This is a genomic window from Aeromonas sp. 61P (genome assembly GCF_051919545.1).
Lineage (GTDB): Bacteria > Pseudomonadota > Gammaproteobacteria > Enterobacterales > Aeromonadaceae > Aeromonas > Aeromonas veronii.
In genome coordinates this window covers 2,267,548-2,282,797 of record NZ_JBQBEL010000001.1, presented here as the reverse complement: position 1 = coordinate 2,282,797, position 15,250 = coordinate 2,267,548, and the positions used below count along the sequence as shown (strand labels likewise).

Sequence of the window (15,250 nt, the reverse complement as noted above, 5' to 3'; positions counted from 1 at the left end):
CCCCGACCAGCTGCTGGCCCCGTGTGGTCAGCCGGGAAAAAAGGCACAATAGCTGACAAATCGAATCACCAAGGAAGCCAAGATGACCCTTGAGCACCTGATCCTGTGGCGCCGCGACCTGCACCGCCTGCCGGAAGCGGCCTGGAAAGAGTTTCGCACCACCAGCCTGATTGCCCACCACCTGAGCGAGCTCGGTTATCGCATCGTGCTCGGCGACAAACTGCTGGCCAGCAATCTGATGATGGGCCGTGATGTGGATGTGGCGGCCGAGAAGGCTCGCGCCCGCCGTCAGGGGGCCCATCCCGACTGGCTGGAGCGGATTGGCGATGTCACCGGGCTGATGGGGGAGCTGGATACCGGCCGTCCCGGCCCGACCCTGGCCTTTCGCTTCGACATCGATGCGGTGGAAGTGGAAGAGTCCGACGCCGAACAGCACCAGCCGCAGCAGGAGGGTTTTGCCTCCCACAACAAGGGGTGGATGCACGCCTGTGCCCACGATGGCCACACCGCCATCGGTATGGGGCTGGCCAGCCAGTTGATGGCGATGAAAGAGCAGTTGTGCGGTCGCATCAAGCTCTTCTTCCAACCCGCCGAAGAGGGGTGCCGCGGTGGCAAGGCGCTGGCAGCCGGTGGCGCACTCGATGACGTGGATGCCCTGCTTTCGCTCCATATCGGTATTCACGCTGGCAGCGGCGAGCTGGTGATCAACCCCACCGAGTTTCTCTGCTCCACCAAGTTCGACGTCCACTTTATGGGCACCGCTGCTCACGCCGGGCTCGAGCCCAATGCCGGCAGCAATGCGCTGGCCGCCGCCTGCATGACCACCACCGCCATGCTCGGCATTCCCCGCCACCGCGATGGCATGACCCGCATCAACGTCGGCCAGCTTCACGCTGGCAGCGGCCGCAACGTCATCCCCGATCATGCAGAGCTGCGCGGTGAAACCCGCGGCGCCGATAGCACGCTCAACGACTACATGTTCAGTCAGGTACAGCGCATCGTCGAAGGGACTGCCCTCGCCCACGGTGTCACCTATCGCATCATCAAGCAGGGTGAGGCCATTGCCCTCGACAACAGCCCGGCACTGCAGGCCGAGCTGGCGGCGCTGGCCCGCAAGCAGGGACTCGCCACCATCCAGACTCGCCGCTTTGGCGCCAGCGAAGATGCCGGTTTTCTGATGGAGCGGGTGCAAAAGCAGGGGGGCGAAGCGGCTTACCTCATCCTGGGGGCCGATCTGGCGGCGCCGCACCATCACAACGAATTCGATTTCGATGAGCGGGTGATGCAAAGCGGGGTAGAGCTACTGGCCGCCTGGGCCCGTGCACGACTGGGTGTGGCAGAAGCAGCCCTCTCTTGATATCCCCTCGGCAAGCTCACCGGCTAACGGGATCAAAAAAAGGCGCCTAGGCGCCTTTTTTCTGCAAGAAAAACCTGAGCACTACTCGCGGTGCTTGCGATGCACATCGGGGCGACCACCGGTCACGCTATCGGCTCTCCCCTCTTCTTTGGCCTTCTCGGCCCGCTTTTTGCGCATCTCGCGGGGATCGGCGATGAGCGGGCGGTAGATCTCGATACGATCGCCGTCGTGCAGCGGCTCGCTCCCTTTTACCGGGCGGCTGTAGATACCGAACTTGTTGACCGCCAGATCGATCTCGGGGTGTTTTTGTACGATGCCGGACTGCTCGATGGCCGCCAGCACGCAGGTCTCGGGCGCAACCCGCAGGGCAATCACCGTCTGCTGCTGCGGCAAGGCATAGACAACCTCGATGTTGAGCTGGTCAGACACCGTAGACCTCCTTCGCCCGGTTGGAGAAGGCGGAGACCATGGAGCTCACCAGATCGCGGAACACCTGACCAAATGCCACCTCGATAAGCTTGGAGGTAAACTCGAAATCGAGATCAAACTCCACCTTGCAGGCGTCGACATCGAGCGGGGTAAAGGTCCACCAGCCCGCCAACTTGCGGAACGGGCCATCCACCAGCTCCATCCTGATCTGACGGTTCACATCCAGCTGATTGCGGGTGGTAAAGGTCTTGGCAATCCCCGCCTTGGCCACATCGACCGACGCCATCATGTAGTCATCGCCAGCCTCGTGGACACGGCTGCCAACACAGCCGGGCAAAAACTGCGGATAGGCATCCACATCGTTAACCAACTTGAACATCTGTTCTGCACTGAACATCACCAGGGCACTGCGCGTAATTCGGGGCATGGCTTTTCCTCATCCAATCGGCGCGATTTTATCACCATGTTTGGGGTTGTGGAGGTAAAACCTCAGCCAAACCGCTCAGAAAGCCACCACTTGACCTGCTGCGCGTTTTACAGCCGCCCCTGCCTACGTATAATACGAGCCTCCTAGTCATTGCCGGAAATCGCCCGTCATGAGCAAAAAAAACAGTAAAAACAAAGCCGGGTCCAGCACCATTGCACTCAACAGAACCGCGCGCCACGAATACTTCATCGAAGAGAAGATCGAAGCGGGCCTGTCCCTGCAAGGGTGGGAAGTCAAATCCCTGCGGGCGGGCAAGGCCAACATCAGCGAAGCCTATGTCATCTTCCGCGATGGCGAGGCCTATCTGTTCGGCTCCAGCTTCCTGCCACTGCAAGCGGCCTCCAGCCATGTGGTATGTGACCCGACCCGCACCCGCAAACTGCTGCTGAGCCGTCGTGAACTCGACAAGCTCGAAAGCCTGATTGCCCGTCAGGGCTACACCATAGTTCCCCTCGCCCTCTACTGGAAACAGTGCTGGGTCAAGGTCGAGATCGGCCTGGTGAAGGGCAAGAAAGAACACGACAAGCGCGAAGATACCAAGGCCCGCGAATGGGATCGGGAAAAAGCTCGCATCATGAAGAACAAGCATCGCGGCTAACCTGCGACTGGCAGGATCAGAACGCCAGTTCACCTTCCCCCGGCGCAGCTGGCTCTTCAGGCTCAGCTGCGTACAATAAATCGGCAAACAGACTGGCTGCCAGAGGGAATGGGTATCAACGCCTTGCTATGACAGCATTTTTGCGTACAATCGCAATTAACAACTTGGGGCTGATTCTGGATTCGACAAGATTCACGAAACCCAAGGTGCATGCCGAGGTGCGGTAGGCCTCGTTAATAAACCGCAAAAAAATAGTCGCAAACGACGAAAACTACGCACTAGCAGCTTAATAACCTGCATAGAGCCCTTCTACCCTAGCTTGCCTGTGTCCTAGGGAATCGGAAGGTCATCCTTCACAGGATCGTGTGGAAGTCCTGCTCGGGGCGGAAGCATTAAAACCAATCGAGCTAGTCAATTCGTGGCGTGTCTCTCCGCAGCGGGTTGGCGAATGTAAAGAGTGACTAAGCATGTAGTGCCAAGGATGTAGTAATTTTGGACGGGGGTTCAAATCCCCCCAGCTCCACCAAACGTTTGGAAAGGGCCACCTCGCAAGAGGTGGCCCTTTTTATTTGTCCATGTCCATGTTGTTTACCGATATCAAACTGGTTGGATTTTTTCCAATATCCCCCTTGAACTGGCCTTTGGCAAAAAAATCAGGCGCATCACCGCGCAGGCTTTATCATCAGGTTGCCATCCCGGTACTAGCCGGACTCACAGCCGCACAGTGGCATGTCGTGGCCCAATATTGAGTAAATTGAAGTTGGCCGCTGCATTTTAATGCACTTACAATATGCGCCCAATTCTGTTGGATTCCTTCTGATGCTCCGCCAATGTGATCGTCTATTCCTGTTTCTCCTGCTACTGCTCTGGGGCGTGGCGGCGCACGCCATTACCAGTCTGAATGAAGACGAATTTGATCTGTCTGAGCGCGCCTGGCTGTCATCACACCAGGAGCTGGTCATCGGCATGCCGATGATGGGTGACCCTCCATACAGCTATAAGGATGCAGATCAACGCTTTACCGGCCCAGTCCCCGACATTGCGCAGCAGATTGCCAGAACGCTCGGGTTGACCCTGCGCTACAAGGTTTACCCCTCCTACCTTGATGCGCTGACCGGGCTTGACCACGGCGAAATCGACATGCTGGTGAACGACCAGCCAAGCGAACAGTGGCGATCCAATATTGTCTCCCTCCCGTTTTTGCTCTCCATGCCGCGCGGCGTGCTGCTCAACAATGGCAAAACGAAGTTGTCACGACAGGATGCCCATGGTTTGCACTGGATCTGTGTCACGGGAGTCAATGCTTGCAGTGAATTGAAAAAACTGGGATTTCCCCGTGTGACCGAGGCAGAGAGTCGCAGCGAAGCAGCGTTTATGCTCAAAAAGCGCATGGCTGACGCCTATCTTGCCGACATGCCGTCACTGGTGATGGTGAGAGATCAGCACCCCAAGGCTGGCTTCACTATTGCCACTCCGGAATGGGTAAGCGGCACGTCTCTCTCCATCAATATGCACAAGAGCGACCCGGCACTGGTCAGCCTGGTGAGCAAGGCATTCAACGAGATACCGGTTGAAGATCGTCGTCACATGCTGGCCGCCACTACGACTAGCCAACATGCGGACTCAGGAGCGGTGAAGTCTGTGCAGTTTACCCCTGAGGAGCAGGAGTGGCTCAACCAGCATCCTGAGCTGACTTACGGCGTCTCTCCGGACTGGACCTCCATGAGCGAATTCAATTACCGGGGCAGGCTGGTCGGTTATGTGGCGGACCTGATGGCGCTGATGCAGCAAGTCTCCGGGCTGAAGTTCTCTCTGGTTCGCACCAATAGCTGGGGTGAAACCCAGAATATGCTGAAGCTGCGGCAGATCGATTTTATTCCGGCCATCTCCCCCAACCACGACCGCGGCCAGTTTGCGCTGTTCACCCCCGGCTATCTGTTTGTCGATCGGGTCGTTATTGCCCCCAAAGGCAGTACCGATATCACCGATCTCTCACTGCTGCGAGGGAAACGGGTCGGCATGGTGCATGGCTCGCTGGATAAAGATCTACTGACCCACATCGGCGCCCATCCGGTAGAGGTCAACAATGACAACCGCTTGCTGGAGCTGCTGGACACGGGCGATGCCGACTACGTAATGGTCACCCTGCCATCCATCAACAAGCGGGTAAGCGAACGCTATCAGGTGGTCTATGCCGGCAAAGACTTGCGCCTGCCGGTCGCCATGGCTACGCGCAAAGATCCCATGCTGCAGCGGATCCTCACCAAGGTGCTCTATTCGATACCGCCGGAGGAGCTCAATAAAGTGGAGAGACGCTGGCTCTCCATGAGCGTGCAGACCGGCATCAATAGCGAAACAGTGCTGTTCTGGTTCGCAATGGGCGGCGCGGCAGCCACCCTGCTGTTTGCCCTGTTCTGGGCCTGGAACCGCACCCTGAAACGGGAGATCGTGCAGCGACAACGGGCCGAGAAGACACTCAATGAGCAGTTGGTGTTCGTCCAGACCCTGCTCGACTCCCTGCCCAATATGGTGGCATTGCGGGATCACGAGCATCGCCTGACCCTCTGCAACCGGGCATACCGCGAGCTGTTTATCGGTGACGGATCCGCAGGAGATGGCTGGGGTTATATGACCGAGGACGAGCGGCAACAGATGCTATGCGAGGAGCGTGCGGTCTGGGAAACCGGCGAGAGCTTCCAAGGATCGGGTTATACCCAGCGCGAGGGGGATATTCCCCTTCACGTGGTCTACGTCAAGTTGCCCTATCGCGCAGCAGACGGCGCGATTCAGGGGGTGCTGACGGTATTGACCGATGTCAGTGCCCTCAAGGCCGCCGAAAACAAGGTGCGGGAAGTGGAGGGCAGGCTGCGGGACATCACCGACAGCATGCCGGGTCTGGTCTATCAATATCTCTGGCAAGGGGCCGGCAAGGGGAAATTCCTCTATCTGTCCCAGGGGGCCAGCGACATTCTCGGGATGACCCATCAAGAGTTGATGGCAGCCGAGTCTGGCGGCGTGATCCTCGGCTTGAACGATGAGGCTATGGCCACCTTTATCGATAAGGTGGCCAAACATGCGCAAACCCTTGAGCCGCTCGATATGGAGGTGCTGGTGCCCTCTGTTCAGGGGGAGCGCTATATCCAGATCCGCGGCAACTTTGTGGCGCAACAGGGCCATGATCGCCTGCTCAACGGCGTGGTGCAGGACATCACCGCCATCAAGCAACAGGAGCATGAGCTGCGTGAGGCGCGCGCCGCGGCCGAGCAGGCGATGCAGGCTCGCAGCCTTTTTCTGGCCACCATGAGCCATGAGCTGAGAACCCCCATCTCGGGCATGCACGGTATGCTGGAGCTGCTGCGCATGAGCGAGCTCAATGATGACCAGCGCTATCTGCTGCGCAATGTGGAGAGCTCGGCCAACCACCTGCTCTATCTGGTCAACGATATCCTCGACTTTTCCAAAATCGAGGCGGGTCAGCTGCACCTCAATCGCCAATCCTGCCGTCTGCAACCAGTGGTGTGCGATGTGATCCGCGGCCATGCCGCACTGGCCTGCAGCAAGGGGCTGAAGGTCACGCTCCAGTGGGAGGAGCAACTCCCTGACCTGGCCGATATCGATCCGGTCAGAGTGGGCCAGGTGATTTCCAATCTGCTCAACAACGCGGTGAAGTTCACCGAGCAGGGCGCTATTTCGATCCAGGCCAACTATAAAGACCAGCAGCTGGTTATCGCGGTGACAGATACCGGCATCGGCATCGCCGAAGAGAAGCAAGCGCTGCTCTTTACCCCGTTCGAGCAGGTGGAATCCGATATCAATCGCCGCTTTGGTGGCACAGGTCTGGGCCTGGCCATCTGTGATCAGCTGGTGAAGAAGATGGGCGGTACCCTGACGGTCAAAAGCCAGCTCGGTGAAGGGGCCTGTTTCCGCTTCAGCATCCCGCTGCTCAATGGCCTGTGGGAGCCACCCGCACTGGCGGGCAGCGAATGGTGGTGGCTGGGTAGCGATGCCGCCTTGCAGGCCACCATGGCACGGCTCGGCGCCCGGTTAACCCCCCTCGATATCCACCAGCTCACCGCCGATCTCGACGGCCTGCTGTTGGCGGAAGAGGCCGCGCTGGAGTCCAGTCTGGGGAGCGATTGGCACACCTTGCTGCAATCCGGCACCCTCAAGGGGGTCATCCTCTCCCCCCGCGAAGCGTTGCGGGGGCGCATGGGCTCGGAGAACTGGTGGCGCCTCGGCCAATCCCCCCTCTATCCGGATCTGTTGCTCGAAAGCTGCCGCGAACTGATCACCGGGCGAGTAGTGACCGCCCATGCCGCCAGCATCGAAAAACTGGGCGGGCGGGTGTTGGTCGCCGATGACCATCTGGTCAATCGCGCCCTGCTGACCCGTCAGCTGGCGATTCTGGGGGTGGAGTGCGAGGTAGTGGAAGATGGCGAGAAGGCGTTGCGCGCCTGGCAAACCCGGGATTTCGCCCTGCTGATCACCGACTGCCACATGCCGCACATGGATGGCTACACCCTGACCCGCAGCCTGCGGGAACAAGGGGAGCAGGCCCCCATCATCGGCGTCACCGCCGATACCTCGGAGGAGGCGGCAGCCAATATGACGGCAGCCGGTATGAACGGCATGCTGTGCAAACCCTATTCGCTGGAGTCACTGCGCCAGATGCTGCTGCGGTGGTTGCCCGCGACTACGATCACAGAGAGAGTGCCCGCACGACAGGCCATCAATCTCGACATGATCGGTCGCTGGCAAGATCTGTTTGGCGATGAAGATATTGCCAAAAGCATGGCAAGGGAGTATCTGGCCTCCAACCGGAAAGATTGCCACGCTATGATGAGCGCGCTCTCCTCCGATGATAGCCAGGAGCTGGTGGAGATCGCCCACCGCATCAAAGGGGCAGCCAGAATGGTCGGGGAGCTCTCCCTGGCCGAGCAGGCGGCGCAACTGGAATCGGCGGCCCGCCTCAAACAGTTGAGCGAGCTCGCGCTGCTGACACAGAGAGTGGAAGAACAGATGAACAATATTGAACGTGAAATGGGATTGTGGCTCGATGAGTAGAACGGCAGACGAGTTGGTCATCATGGTGGTCGAGGATCACGGGTTTCAACGCAAGACCCTGATGCACCAGATCCGGGCGCTCGGTTATCAGCAACTGCTGGAGGCCGCAGACGGCATCGAAGCCCTGGCGCTGTGCCAGAGCCACACTGTCGACATCCTGTTCTGCGATCTGCGGATGCCCGGCATGGATGGCATGGCGCTGCTGCGCCGCCTCTCGCTGGGTGGCTTTCGGGGCGGCATCATCCTCTCCAGCGCGCTGGAAGATGACGTGGTGGAGGCCGTGCTGCGGATGAGCGCGGCCTATGGTCTCCATGTACTGGGTCGCATCGAGAAACCCTCCAGCCCGCAGCGGCTGCGCCAGCTGATTGACTCCTGGGCGCCAAAGTCGGCTCCCTCGGGCAAGGACGATGGCCTCGCCCTGTCGGTGGACGAGCTCAAACGCGCCCTCGACAACGACCAGTTGCTGCCCTGGTATCAACCCAAGGTCGGCTTTGCGTCCGGCCAGTGGGTGGGGATGGAGGCGCTGGCCCGCTGGCAGCATCCGGAATACGGGCTGATCTCCCCCGGCATGTTTATCCCGCTGGCGGAAAATAACGGCCTTATCGATCAGCTGACCGATGTCATCATCAACAAGTCGCTGCAGGATTGCCATCTGTGGGGACAGACCGGTCTCTCCCTCAATCTGTCGATGAACCTCTCCACCACCTCGCTGATCGAGGGGGATCTCTGCCACTTCCTGATCAACCAGTGCCAGCGTTGGGGCGTCAATCCCGAGCTGATCACCCTGGAGGTGACCGAAAGCTCGTTTGTCGAGGATATCGGCAAGGCACTGGAGGTGCTGACACGACTGCGGATGCACGGCTTTGGCCTCTCCATCGATGACTTCGGTACCGGCTACTCCTCGATGCAGCAGCTGGCGCTGCTGCCTTTTACCGAGCTCAAACTTGATCGATCTTTTGTCGATCGCTGCTATGCCGACCCCTCCCGTCTGGCCATCATCGAATCGAGCATCGAGCTGGCCCGCAAGCTGGGGCTGAAATCAGTCGCCGAAGGGGTGGAAGATGTGCAGACCTGGCAACTGCTGGCCAAGCTGGGGTGCGATATCTGTCAGGGCTTCTTTACCGCCCGCCCGATGCCGCGCAGCGAACTGCAGCACTGGCACCAGATCTGGCAAGCCCGACTGCCGACCCTGATATCCGGCTGATCTCCTGCGACCAACCCTTTGGGCCAACAGGGCTCCGACCGGCAACGTGAATGGCCGCCTTGGAAAAGGTGGCCATTTTCTTTGTGTCGGGCTCGCCACTCACGCATGCCCGCCCCCTCTCCAGCAACCGTCTATCCAGCCGAGTGCCCCCCACCCCCTTTGCTCTGCATGCACCGCATGCCTTGAGTCACCATTTATGCAAAATAAGTTGCATCACAAATGGTGCTACTGGCGGCTCACGCCTACCGTGAGCGAGAGCGGCCTCTCTTCTGCTAGATGCACAAACTGACAATAAGACAATGAATCTTCTGCTTTAACAGGAATAGTTCTCAAAGATGAGCCGTGCCGATGAGGTAGACAAGACAACCTGAAATCGTTTTCCCTTTTGAACAATAAGCTGTCTAAAATCAAATAAAGTTGTAAATAATCTTTGTTATGGTGAGCGTATAGCAAGCGGCCTCCCTGTCGCTTCCCCTGCTGGCTCCGCCAGATGCAGCATTTTCTGCGCCTTGAAAGCGAGTTTATGACGCCATGATCACCATCACCCTCGATGGGGCTCAGTTGACGGTTGACCCGACCAGAACCCTGCTCCAGATAGCCAAACAGCACCAGATAGATATCCCCTCCCTGTGCGGTGACAACACCAGCGCCCCCAAGATGCCCTGCGATCTCTGTGTGGTGGAGATTGCCGGTCTCGGCATCCGGCGCGCCTGCGAGACGCGCCCCGAGGCAGGGATGATGATCACGACGCAAAACGATGCCCTGCGCGCGCACCGTCAGCAGGCGCTCGGCCGCATCCTCGCAAATCACTACGCCGATTGCGAAGCCCCCTGCCAGCGCGCCTGTCCGGCCGGGGTGGACATTCAATCCTATCTGCATCACATCGCCATGGGGGAGCACGAGGCGGCCATGGCAGTCATCAAGCAGACCCTGCCGATGCCCCTCTCCATTGGCCGGGTCTGCCCCGCTTTTTGTGAGGCAGAGTGCCGCCGCGCGCTGGTGGATGAGCCGCTCGCAATTCGCCAACTCAAGCGTCACGCCGCGGATCTCGATCTGGCAGAGGTGACCCCCTATCAACCGGCAAAGAAGCCCGCCAAGGGCAAGCGGGTGGCCATTATCGGCAGCGGCCCGGGCGGCCTCACCTGCGGTTACTATCTGGGTTACGAGGGGTTCGAGGTCGATCTGTTCGAGGCGATGCCCGAAGCGGGTGGCTGGCTGCGCTACGGCATCCCTGAATACCGGCTGCCCAAGGCGATCCTCGATCAGGAGATCGCCCTGATGTGCCAGAGTGGCATGCGGATCCACACCCTGCAGCGACTGGGCCACCAGCTCACCCTCTCGGCGCTGTGCCGCGACTATGATGCGGTCTGTCTGGCCGTCGGCGCATCCAAGGCGGTGCCGATGGATTACCCGGGCAGCACCCTGGCCGGTTGTTATCTCGGGGTCGATTACCTCAAGGATCGGATGCTGGCCAAGCGGCTCACCACCGGCAAGAGGGTTGCGGTGATCGGGGGTGGTAATACCGCGATCGACTGCGCCCGCACAGCGGTGCGCCTCGGCGCTGAAACCACCCTTATCTATCGCCGCACCCGCGCCGAGATGCCCGCCGAAGCCTACGAAATCGACGAGGCGGAGCACGAAGGGGTGCGCTTTTTGATGCTGACCAATCCGGTAGAGAATCTGGCCGATGAGGCTGGTCGCGTCTGTCAGGTGCGCCTCGAGAAGATGGCTCTCGGCGAGCCGGACGCCTCCGGTCGCCGCCGCCCGGAGCCCACCGGCGAGTTCTTCCTTGAAGAGTTTGATACCGTGATTGCGGCAGTGTCGCAGCAGCCGGATCTCAGCTTTATGGAAGGGGAGCCCCTCACCCTCCCCTTCACCCGCTGGCAGACGCTGGAGTCCCACCCCGAGACCATGCACAGCGGCCACGGCAACCTGTTCGCCATCGGCGATCTGCGCCGCGGGCCCGCCACCGCCATCGAGGCAGTCGCCGATGGGCGCAAGGCCGCGCTAGCCATCGATCAGTTCCTCCACGGTGACATGATCGATCCGGTTCGTCCTTTCAACGCCTGCAAGGCTCCCACACTCAAGCAGGTGGATCCCGCCCAGTTTGCTCATCTGAAAAAAGTCGCCCGCACCATCATGCCTCATCTGTCAGACACCGAGCGGGAGGGAAGCTTTGCCGAGGTGGAGCGCGGGTTGAGTGATGCCAATGCCCGCAGCGAAGCCAGCCGCTGCCTCGAGTGCGGCTGTCAGGCCAACACCGATTGCGCACTGCGCGACTACGCCACCGAATACAAGGTCGACCAGCGCGCCCTCGATACCAGCCAGTGCCAGAAGTTTGCGGTGGATAACAGCAGCGAATTTATCGTGTTCGATGCCAACCGCTGCATCGGCTGTGGCCAGTGCGTGCAGACCTGTGGTGAACAAGCGGTACAAGGGGTGCTGCGCTTTGCCAAGCACAGCGATGGCACCCTCTCGAACCGGCCGCAGTTCGATGCCGGACTGGCGATGGGGGACTCCCACTGCGTACAGTGCGGCGCCTGCGTGCAGGCCTGCCCCACCGGCGCCCTGGTGGATGCCCGCGACAAGTCGCAGGGGCGCACCGAGCTGCTCACGCCGGTCAATACCATCTGCACCTACTGCGGGGTCGGCTGCGGCGTCACCCTCTATGTCGATGAGGCGCGCAACCGTATCCGCTATGTGGAGGGGAACCGCAACTCGCCGGTCAATCAGGGGCTGCTCTGCGTCAAGGGGCGCTTTGGCTTTGACTTTATCCAGAGCGAGGAGCGCCTCACTACCCCGCTTATCCGCAAAGATGGCGAGCTGGTGCCCGCCAGCTGGCAGGAGGCCATCGCTCTGGTGGCCGAGCGCTTCACCGCCCTGCGCCAGCGCTATGGCAGCGATGCGCTGGCGGGTTTTTCGTCGGCCAAAACCACCAACGAAGAGAACTACCTGTTCCAGAAGTTCATGCGCCGGGAGCTTGGCACCAACAACGTGGATCACTGCGCGCGGCTCTGCCACGCCTCCACCGTCACCGGGCTGGAGGCGTCACTCGGCAGCGGCGCCATGACCAACGACATCCCGAGCATCGATCACTCGGATCTCATCTTCATCATCGGCTCCGACACCTCGGCGGCCCACCCCATCATCGGCTCCCATATCAAGCGGGCCGTCACCACGGGCAAGGCGCGGCTGGTAGTGGCCGATCCCAAGCGGATCGAGATGGCGGACCATGCCAGCCTCTATCTGGCCCATCGCCCCGGCACCGACGTGATGCTGCTCAACGGCCTGATGCAGCAGATCATCCGGAACAACTGGCACGACAAGGCCTATATCGCCGAGCGGGTGGAAGGGTTCGAGGCATTGCAAGCGGAGGTGCTCTCCCCCGCCTATGCGCCAGACAAGGTGGCTCTGGTCACCGGCGTACCGGCCGAGCAGGTGATCGAGCTCGCGCGCCTTATCGGCACCGCCGAACGCACTGCCATCTACTACTCGATGGGGATCACCCAGCACACCACCGGCCACGACAACGTGCGGGCCATCGCCAACCTGCAACTGCTGTGCGGCAACATCGGCATCGAAGGGGGCGGCATCAACCCGCTGCGAGGCCAATCCAACGTGCAGGGCGCCTGTGACATGGGGGCGCTGCCCAACTGCCTCCCCGGCTATCAGAAGGTGGCCAACCCCGAAGTACATGCCCGGTTCGCAGCTGCCTGGCAGCAGCCGAACTTGCCGCGCACGCCCGGGCTTACCCTCACCGAGACCATAGATGCCGCCTGTGCGGGCAGCATAAAGGGGCTCTATGTGATGGGTGAAAACCCGGTGCTGAGCGATCCGGATCAGCATCACGTCATCGAGGGGCTCAAGCAGCTGGAGTTTCTGGTGGTGCAGGATATCTTCCTCTCGGAAACCGCCCAGCTCGCCGATGTGGTGCTCCCCTCCTGCTCCTTTGCCGAGAAAAGCGGCCACTTCACCAACACCGAGCGGCGGGTGCAGCGCATCTCCCCCGCCCTCAAGGCGCCGGGTGACGCGCGGGAGGATTGGTGGATCATCCAGCAGATCGCCAACGCCATGGGCGGCGACTGGCGCTATCAGCACCCGCAGGATATCACCGCCGAGATCTGCCGGGTCACCCCGCAATACTCCGGCATCCAGTGGGACAAGGTTGGAGCACAAGGGCTGCAGTGGCCCTGCAACGACGCGGCGCCCGCAGGCACTCGCCTGCTCCACAGCAAGCAGTTCACCCGTGGCAAGGGGGAGATGGTTGCCACCCCGTTCCGCTATGCCGCCGAACTGCCCGATGAGACCTATCCCATCGTGCTCACCACCGGCCGCCTGCTGGAGCAGTTCCACACCGGCACCATGACCCGCAAGACCAAGGGGCTCGACAAGCTGGCTGGCCCGCGGGTGATGATGAGCGTGGCGGACGCCGAGCGGATGGGGATCAGCAACAGTGAGCGGGTGAAGGTCACCAGCCGCCGCGGCCATATCGAACTGCCCGCCTTCGTTACCAAGCGGATGCAACCGGGTGTAGTCTTTATCCCGTTCCACTTCGCCGAAGCCCCGGCCAACCGGCTCACCATCAATGCCACCGACCCCCACGCCAAAATCCCCGAGTTCAAGGTAGCTGCGGTGCGCATCGACAAGCTGGTGTGCCCGAGGCAAGGAGGGCAACACACCATGCAGGCGGAACCGGCCAAGCCAGACATCGAGGTTGCCTGAGGGGAATAGCAAAACCTGAGTAGCCGCCTGCCGGGAGAGTTGGCCCGCAGGCCTTCCTCCTTGGTGTTGCAATAGCAAAAGAGGGGTATGAGAAGGGGCCACCAACCAAAAAACACAAAGGGTTAGCTTCGCCCATAAGCTAACCCTTTGTGTTTTTTGGTGCCGATAAGGGGAATCGAACTCCTGACCTTCGCATTACGAAAGCAAACAACGATTCATATAAATCAATAGCTTTTTCCATTTAACATGGTTTATGCCACAATCTTGCCACACTCAGCAGCAAGTTATGGTATTTGGCTATGGCAACGTTCCGTAAGCGCGGCCCCTATCAATGGGAAGCCCAGGTACGCCGCAAGGGGTATCCGGCTCAGAGTAAAACCTTCAACACAAAGGCGGAGGCGGAGGCCTGGTCTAAAGTCATTGAATCTGAGATGACCCGAGGGATTTGGGTCAGCAGAGCCGAAGCTGAAGCAACCTCGCTTTATGAGGCTCTATGCCGCTATGAAACTGAGGTTGTTCCGCATAAAAAGGGAGCCTTGCAAGAGCTCTCACTGATCCGCATCTACAAGACATTACCTTTGTCATCACGCGCATTGGCATCCATTCGTGGAGCGGATGTTGCAAAGCTAAGAGACGAGTGGCTGAAAGATTATCAACCTGCAACAGTCCTCCGGCGGCTTGCCCTGCTCTCCCACATCTTCAACATGGCCCGTAAAGAATGGGGAATGGAAAGTCTATCCAATCCACTGGAGCTAATTCGTAAGCCCCAAGCTGATAACGCACGTACAAGGCGTATAGCAGCTTCTGCAACGTCAGCACATTGTCCCCAGAGCCAGGATGAAGAAAGCGCACGTAGAGCATCAGAAGGTGAAATAGAGCGGATCATCGCTGCCAGTAGCTCAAGGGTCTTACCATCGTTGGTCATACTGGCATTGGAAACAGCCATGCGGCGGAGTGAGCTGGTTAGCTTGCGCTGGGAGCACATTGATCTGGAACGCAGAGTTGCACACCTGCCATCGACCAAAAATGGCAGTGCACGTGATGTGCCACTTTCAACTCGCGCGGTTGTTACTCTGCAATCTATGGGAGTCACTGCTACAGGTAGAGTTTTTGATATCAGACCTGATGCGGTAACGCGAGCTTTTGAACGGGCAGTCCAGCGCGCTAGACAAATCTACGAGTTAGAGTGCCAAGCTCAAAGTTTGATACCGGTAATCAACTTTCTGACTGACCTTCGCTTTCACGATCTGCGGCATGAGGCAACCTCTCGTCTAGCCGAGATATTTCCTATGCACGAACTCACAAAAATCACAGGGCATAGAGATCCTAGAATGTTAATGCGGTATTATCATCCAAAAGCGGAAGACCTAGCAAAAAAGTTACAATAAA

The 15,250-nt window shown here is 59.6% G+C and carries 8 protein-coding genes and 1 other RNA gene; 7 read left to right on the top strand and 2 right to left on the bottom strand.

Going from position 1 to position 15,250, the window contains the following annotated elements; genetic code table 11:
• The first annotated feature begins 82 nt into the window (after positions 1-82).
• Positions 83-1,357 (top strand): amidohydrolase, encoded by a 1,275-nt coding sequence (locus ACTG2O_RS11020; RefSeq protein WP_439975736.1) that lies wholly within the window; start codon positions 83-85, stop codon positions 1,355-1,357.
• Between the two features lie 81 nt (positions 1,358-1,438).
• Here ACTG2O_RS11020 and ACTG2O_RS11015 read toward each other — a convergent pair whose 3' ends face one another.
• Together ACTG2O_RS11015 and ACTG2O_RS11010 are read right to left on the bottom strand one after the other, a co-directional pair.
• On the bottom strand, positions 1,439-1,786 hold the full coding sequence (locus ACTG2O_RS11015; RefSeq protein WP_005353535.1) for an RnfH family protein: 348 nt from the start codon (positions 1,784-1,786) through the stop codon (positions 1,439-1,441).
• Positions 1,779-2,213 carry an SRPBCC family protein gene (locus ACTG2O_RS11010; protein ID WP_005334496.1) on the bottom strand — a complete coding sequence of 145 codons (435 nt, stop codon included), beginning with the start codon at positions 2,211-2,213 and terminating at the stop codon, positions 1,779-1,781. Before ACTG2O_RS11010 ends, ACTG2O_RS11015 begins: the two co-directional genes overlap by 8 nt.
• A 169-nt stretch (positions 2,214-2,382) precedes the next feature.
• Here ACTG2O_RS11010 and smpB point away from each other — a divergent pair, with 169 nt between their 5' ends.
• The 6 genes from smpB (at position 2,383) to ACTG2O_RS10980 (ending at position 15,249) form a co-directional block, all read left to right on the top strand.
• Entirely contained in the window at positions 2,383-2,871 is a 489-nt protein-coding gene (smpB, locus tag ACTG2O_RS11005) for an SsrA-binding protein SmpB (protein WP_005334498.1), read from the top strand.
• 166 nt (positions 2,872-3,037) lie between these two features.
• Positions 3,038-3,397: a transfer-messenger RNA gene (gene ssrA / locus ACTG2O_RS11000) on the top strand.
• A 293-nt stretch (positions 3,398-3,690) separates the two neighbouring features.
• Positions 3,691-7,935 (top strand): ATP-binding protein, encoded by a 4,245-nt coding sequence (locus tag ACTG2O_RS10995; protein WP_439975734.1) that lies wholly within the window; start codon positions 3,691-3,693, stop codon positions 7,933-7,935.
• The gene (locus tag ACTG2O_RS10990) at positions 7,928-9,139 is read left to right on the top strand and encodes an EAL domain-containing response regulator (protein WP_201989019.1); all 1,212 of its coding nucleotides are present in this window, start codon (positions 7,928-7,930) and stop codon (positions 9,137-9,139) included. The genes ACTG2O_RS10995 and ACTG2O_RS10990 overlap by 8 nt, the downstream gene beginning before the upstream one ends.
• A 531-nt stretch (positions 9,140-9,670) precedes the next feature.
• On the top strand, positions 9,671-13,861 hold the full coding sequence (gene fdhF / locus ACTG2O_RS10985; protein ID WP_439975732.1) for a formate dehydrogenase subunit alpha: 4,191 nt from the start codon (positions 9,671-9,673) through the stop codon (positions 13,859-13,861).
• 299 nt (positions 13,862-14,160) lie between these two features.
• The gene (locus ACTG2O_RS10980) at positions 14,161-15,249 is read left to right on the top strand and encodes a tyrosine-type recombinase/integrase (protein WP_439975731.1); all 1,089 of its coding nucleotides are present in this window, start codon (positions 14,161-14,163) and stop codon (positions 15,247-15,249) included.
• Position 15,250 lies beyond the last annotated feature (1 nt).

What these genes read in the sequence shown, in the direction of transcription:
- ACTG2O_RS11020 (WP_439975736.1), top strand. Translation starts at nt 83, where the DNA reads ATGACCCTTGAGCACCTGATCCTGTGGCGCCGCGACCTGCACCGCCTG.
- ACTG2O_RS11010 (WP_005334496.1), bottom strand. Translation starts at nt 2,213, where the DNA reads ATGCCCCGAATTACGCGCAGTGCCCTGGTGATGTTCAGTGCAGAACAG.
- smpB (WP_005334498.1), top strand. Translation starts at nt 2,383, where the DNA reads ATGAGCAAAAAAAACAGTAAAAACAAAGCCGGGTCCAGCACCATTGCA.
- ACTG2O_RS10995 (WP_439975734.1), top strand. Translation starts at nt 3,691, where the DNA reads ATGCTCCGCCAATGTGATCGTCTATTCCTGTTTCTCCTGCTACTGCTC.
- ACTG2O_RS10990 (WP_201989019.1), top strand. Translation starts at nt 7,928, where the DNA reads ATGAGTAGAACGGCAGACGAGTTGGTCATCATGGTGGTCGAGGATCAC.
- fdhF (WP_439975732.1), top strand. Translation starts at nt 9,671, where the DNA reads ATGATCACCATCACCCTCGATGGGGCTCAGTTGACGGTTGACCCGACC.
- ACTG2O_RS10980 (WP_439975731.1), top strand. Translation starts at nt 14,161, where the DNA reads ATGGCAACGTTCCGTAAGCGCGGCCCCTATCAATGGGAAGCCCAGGTA.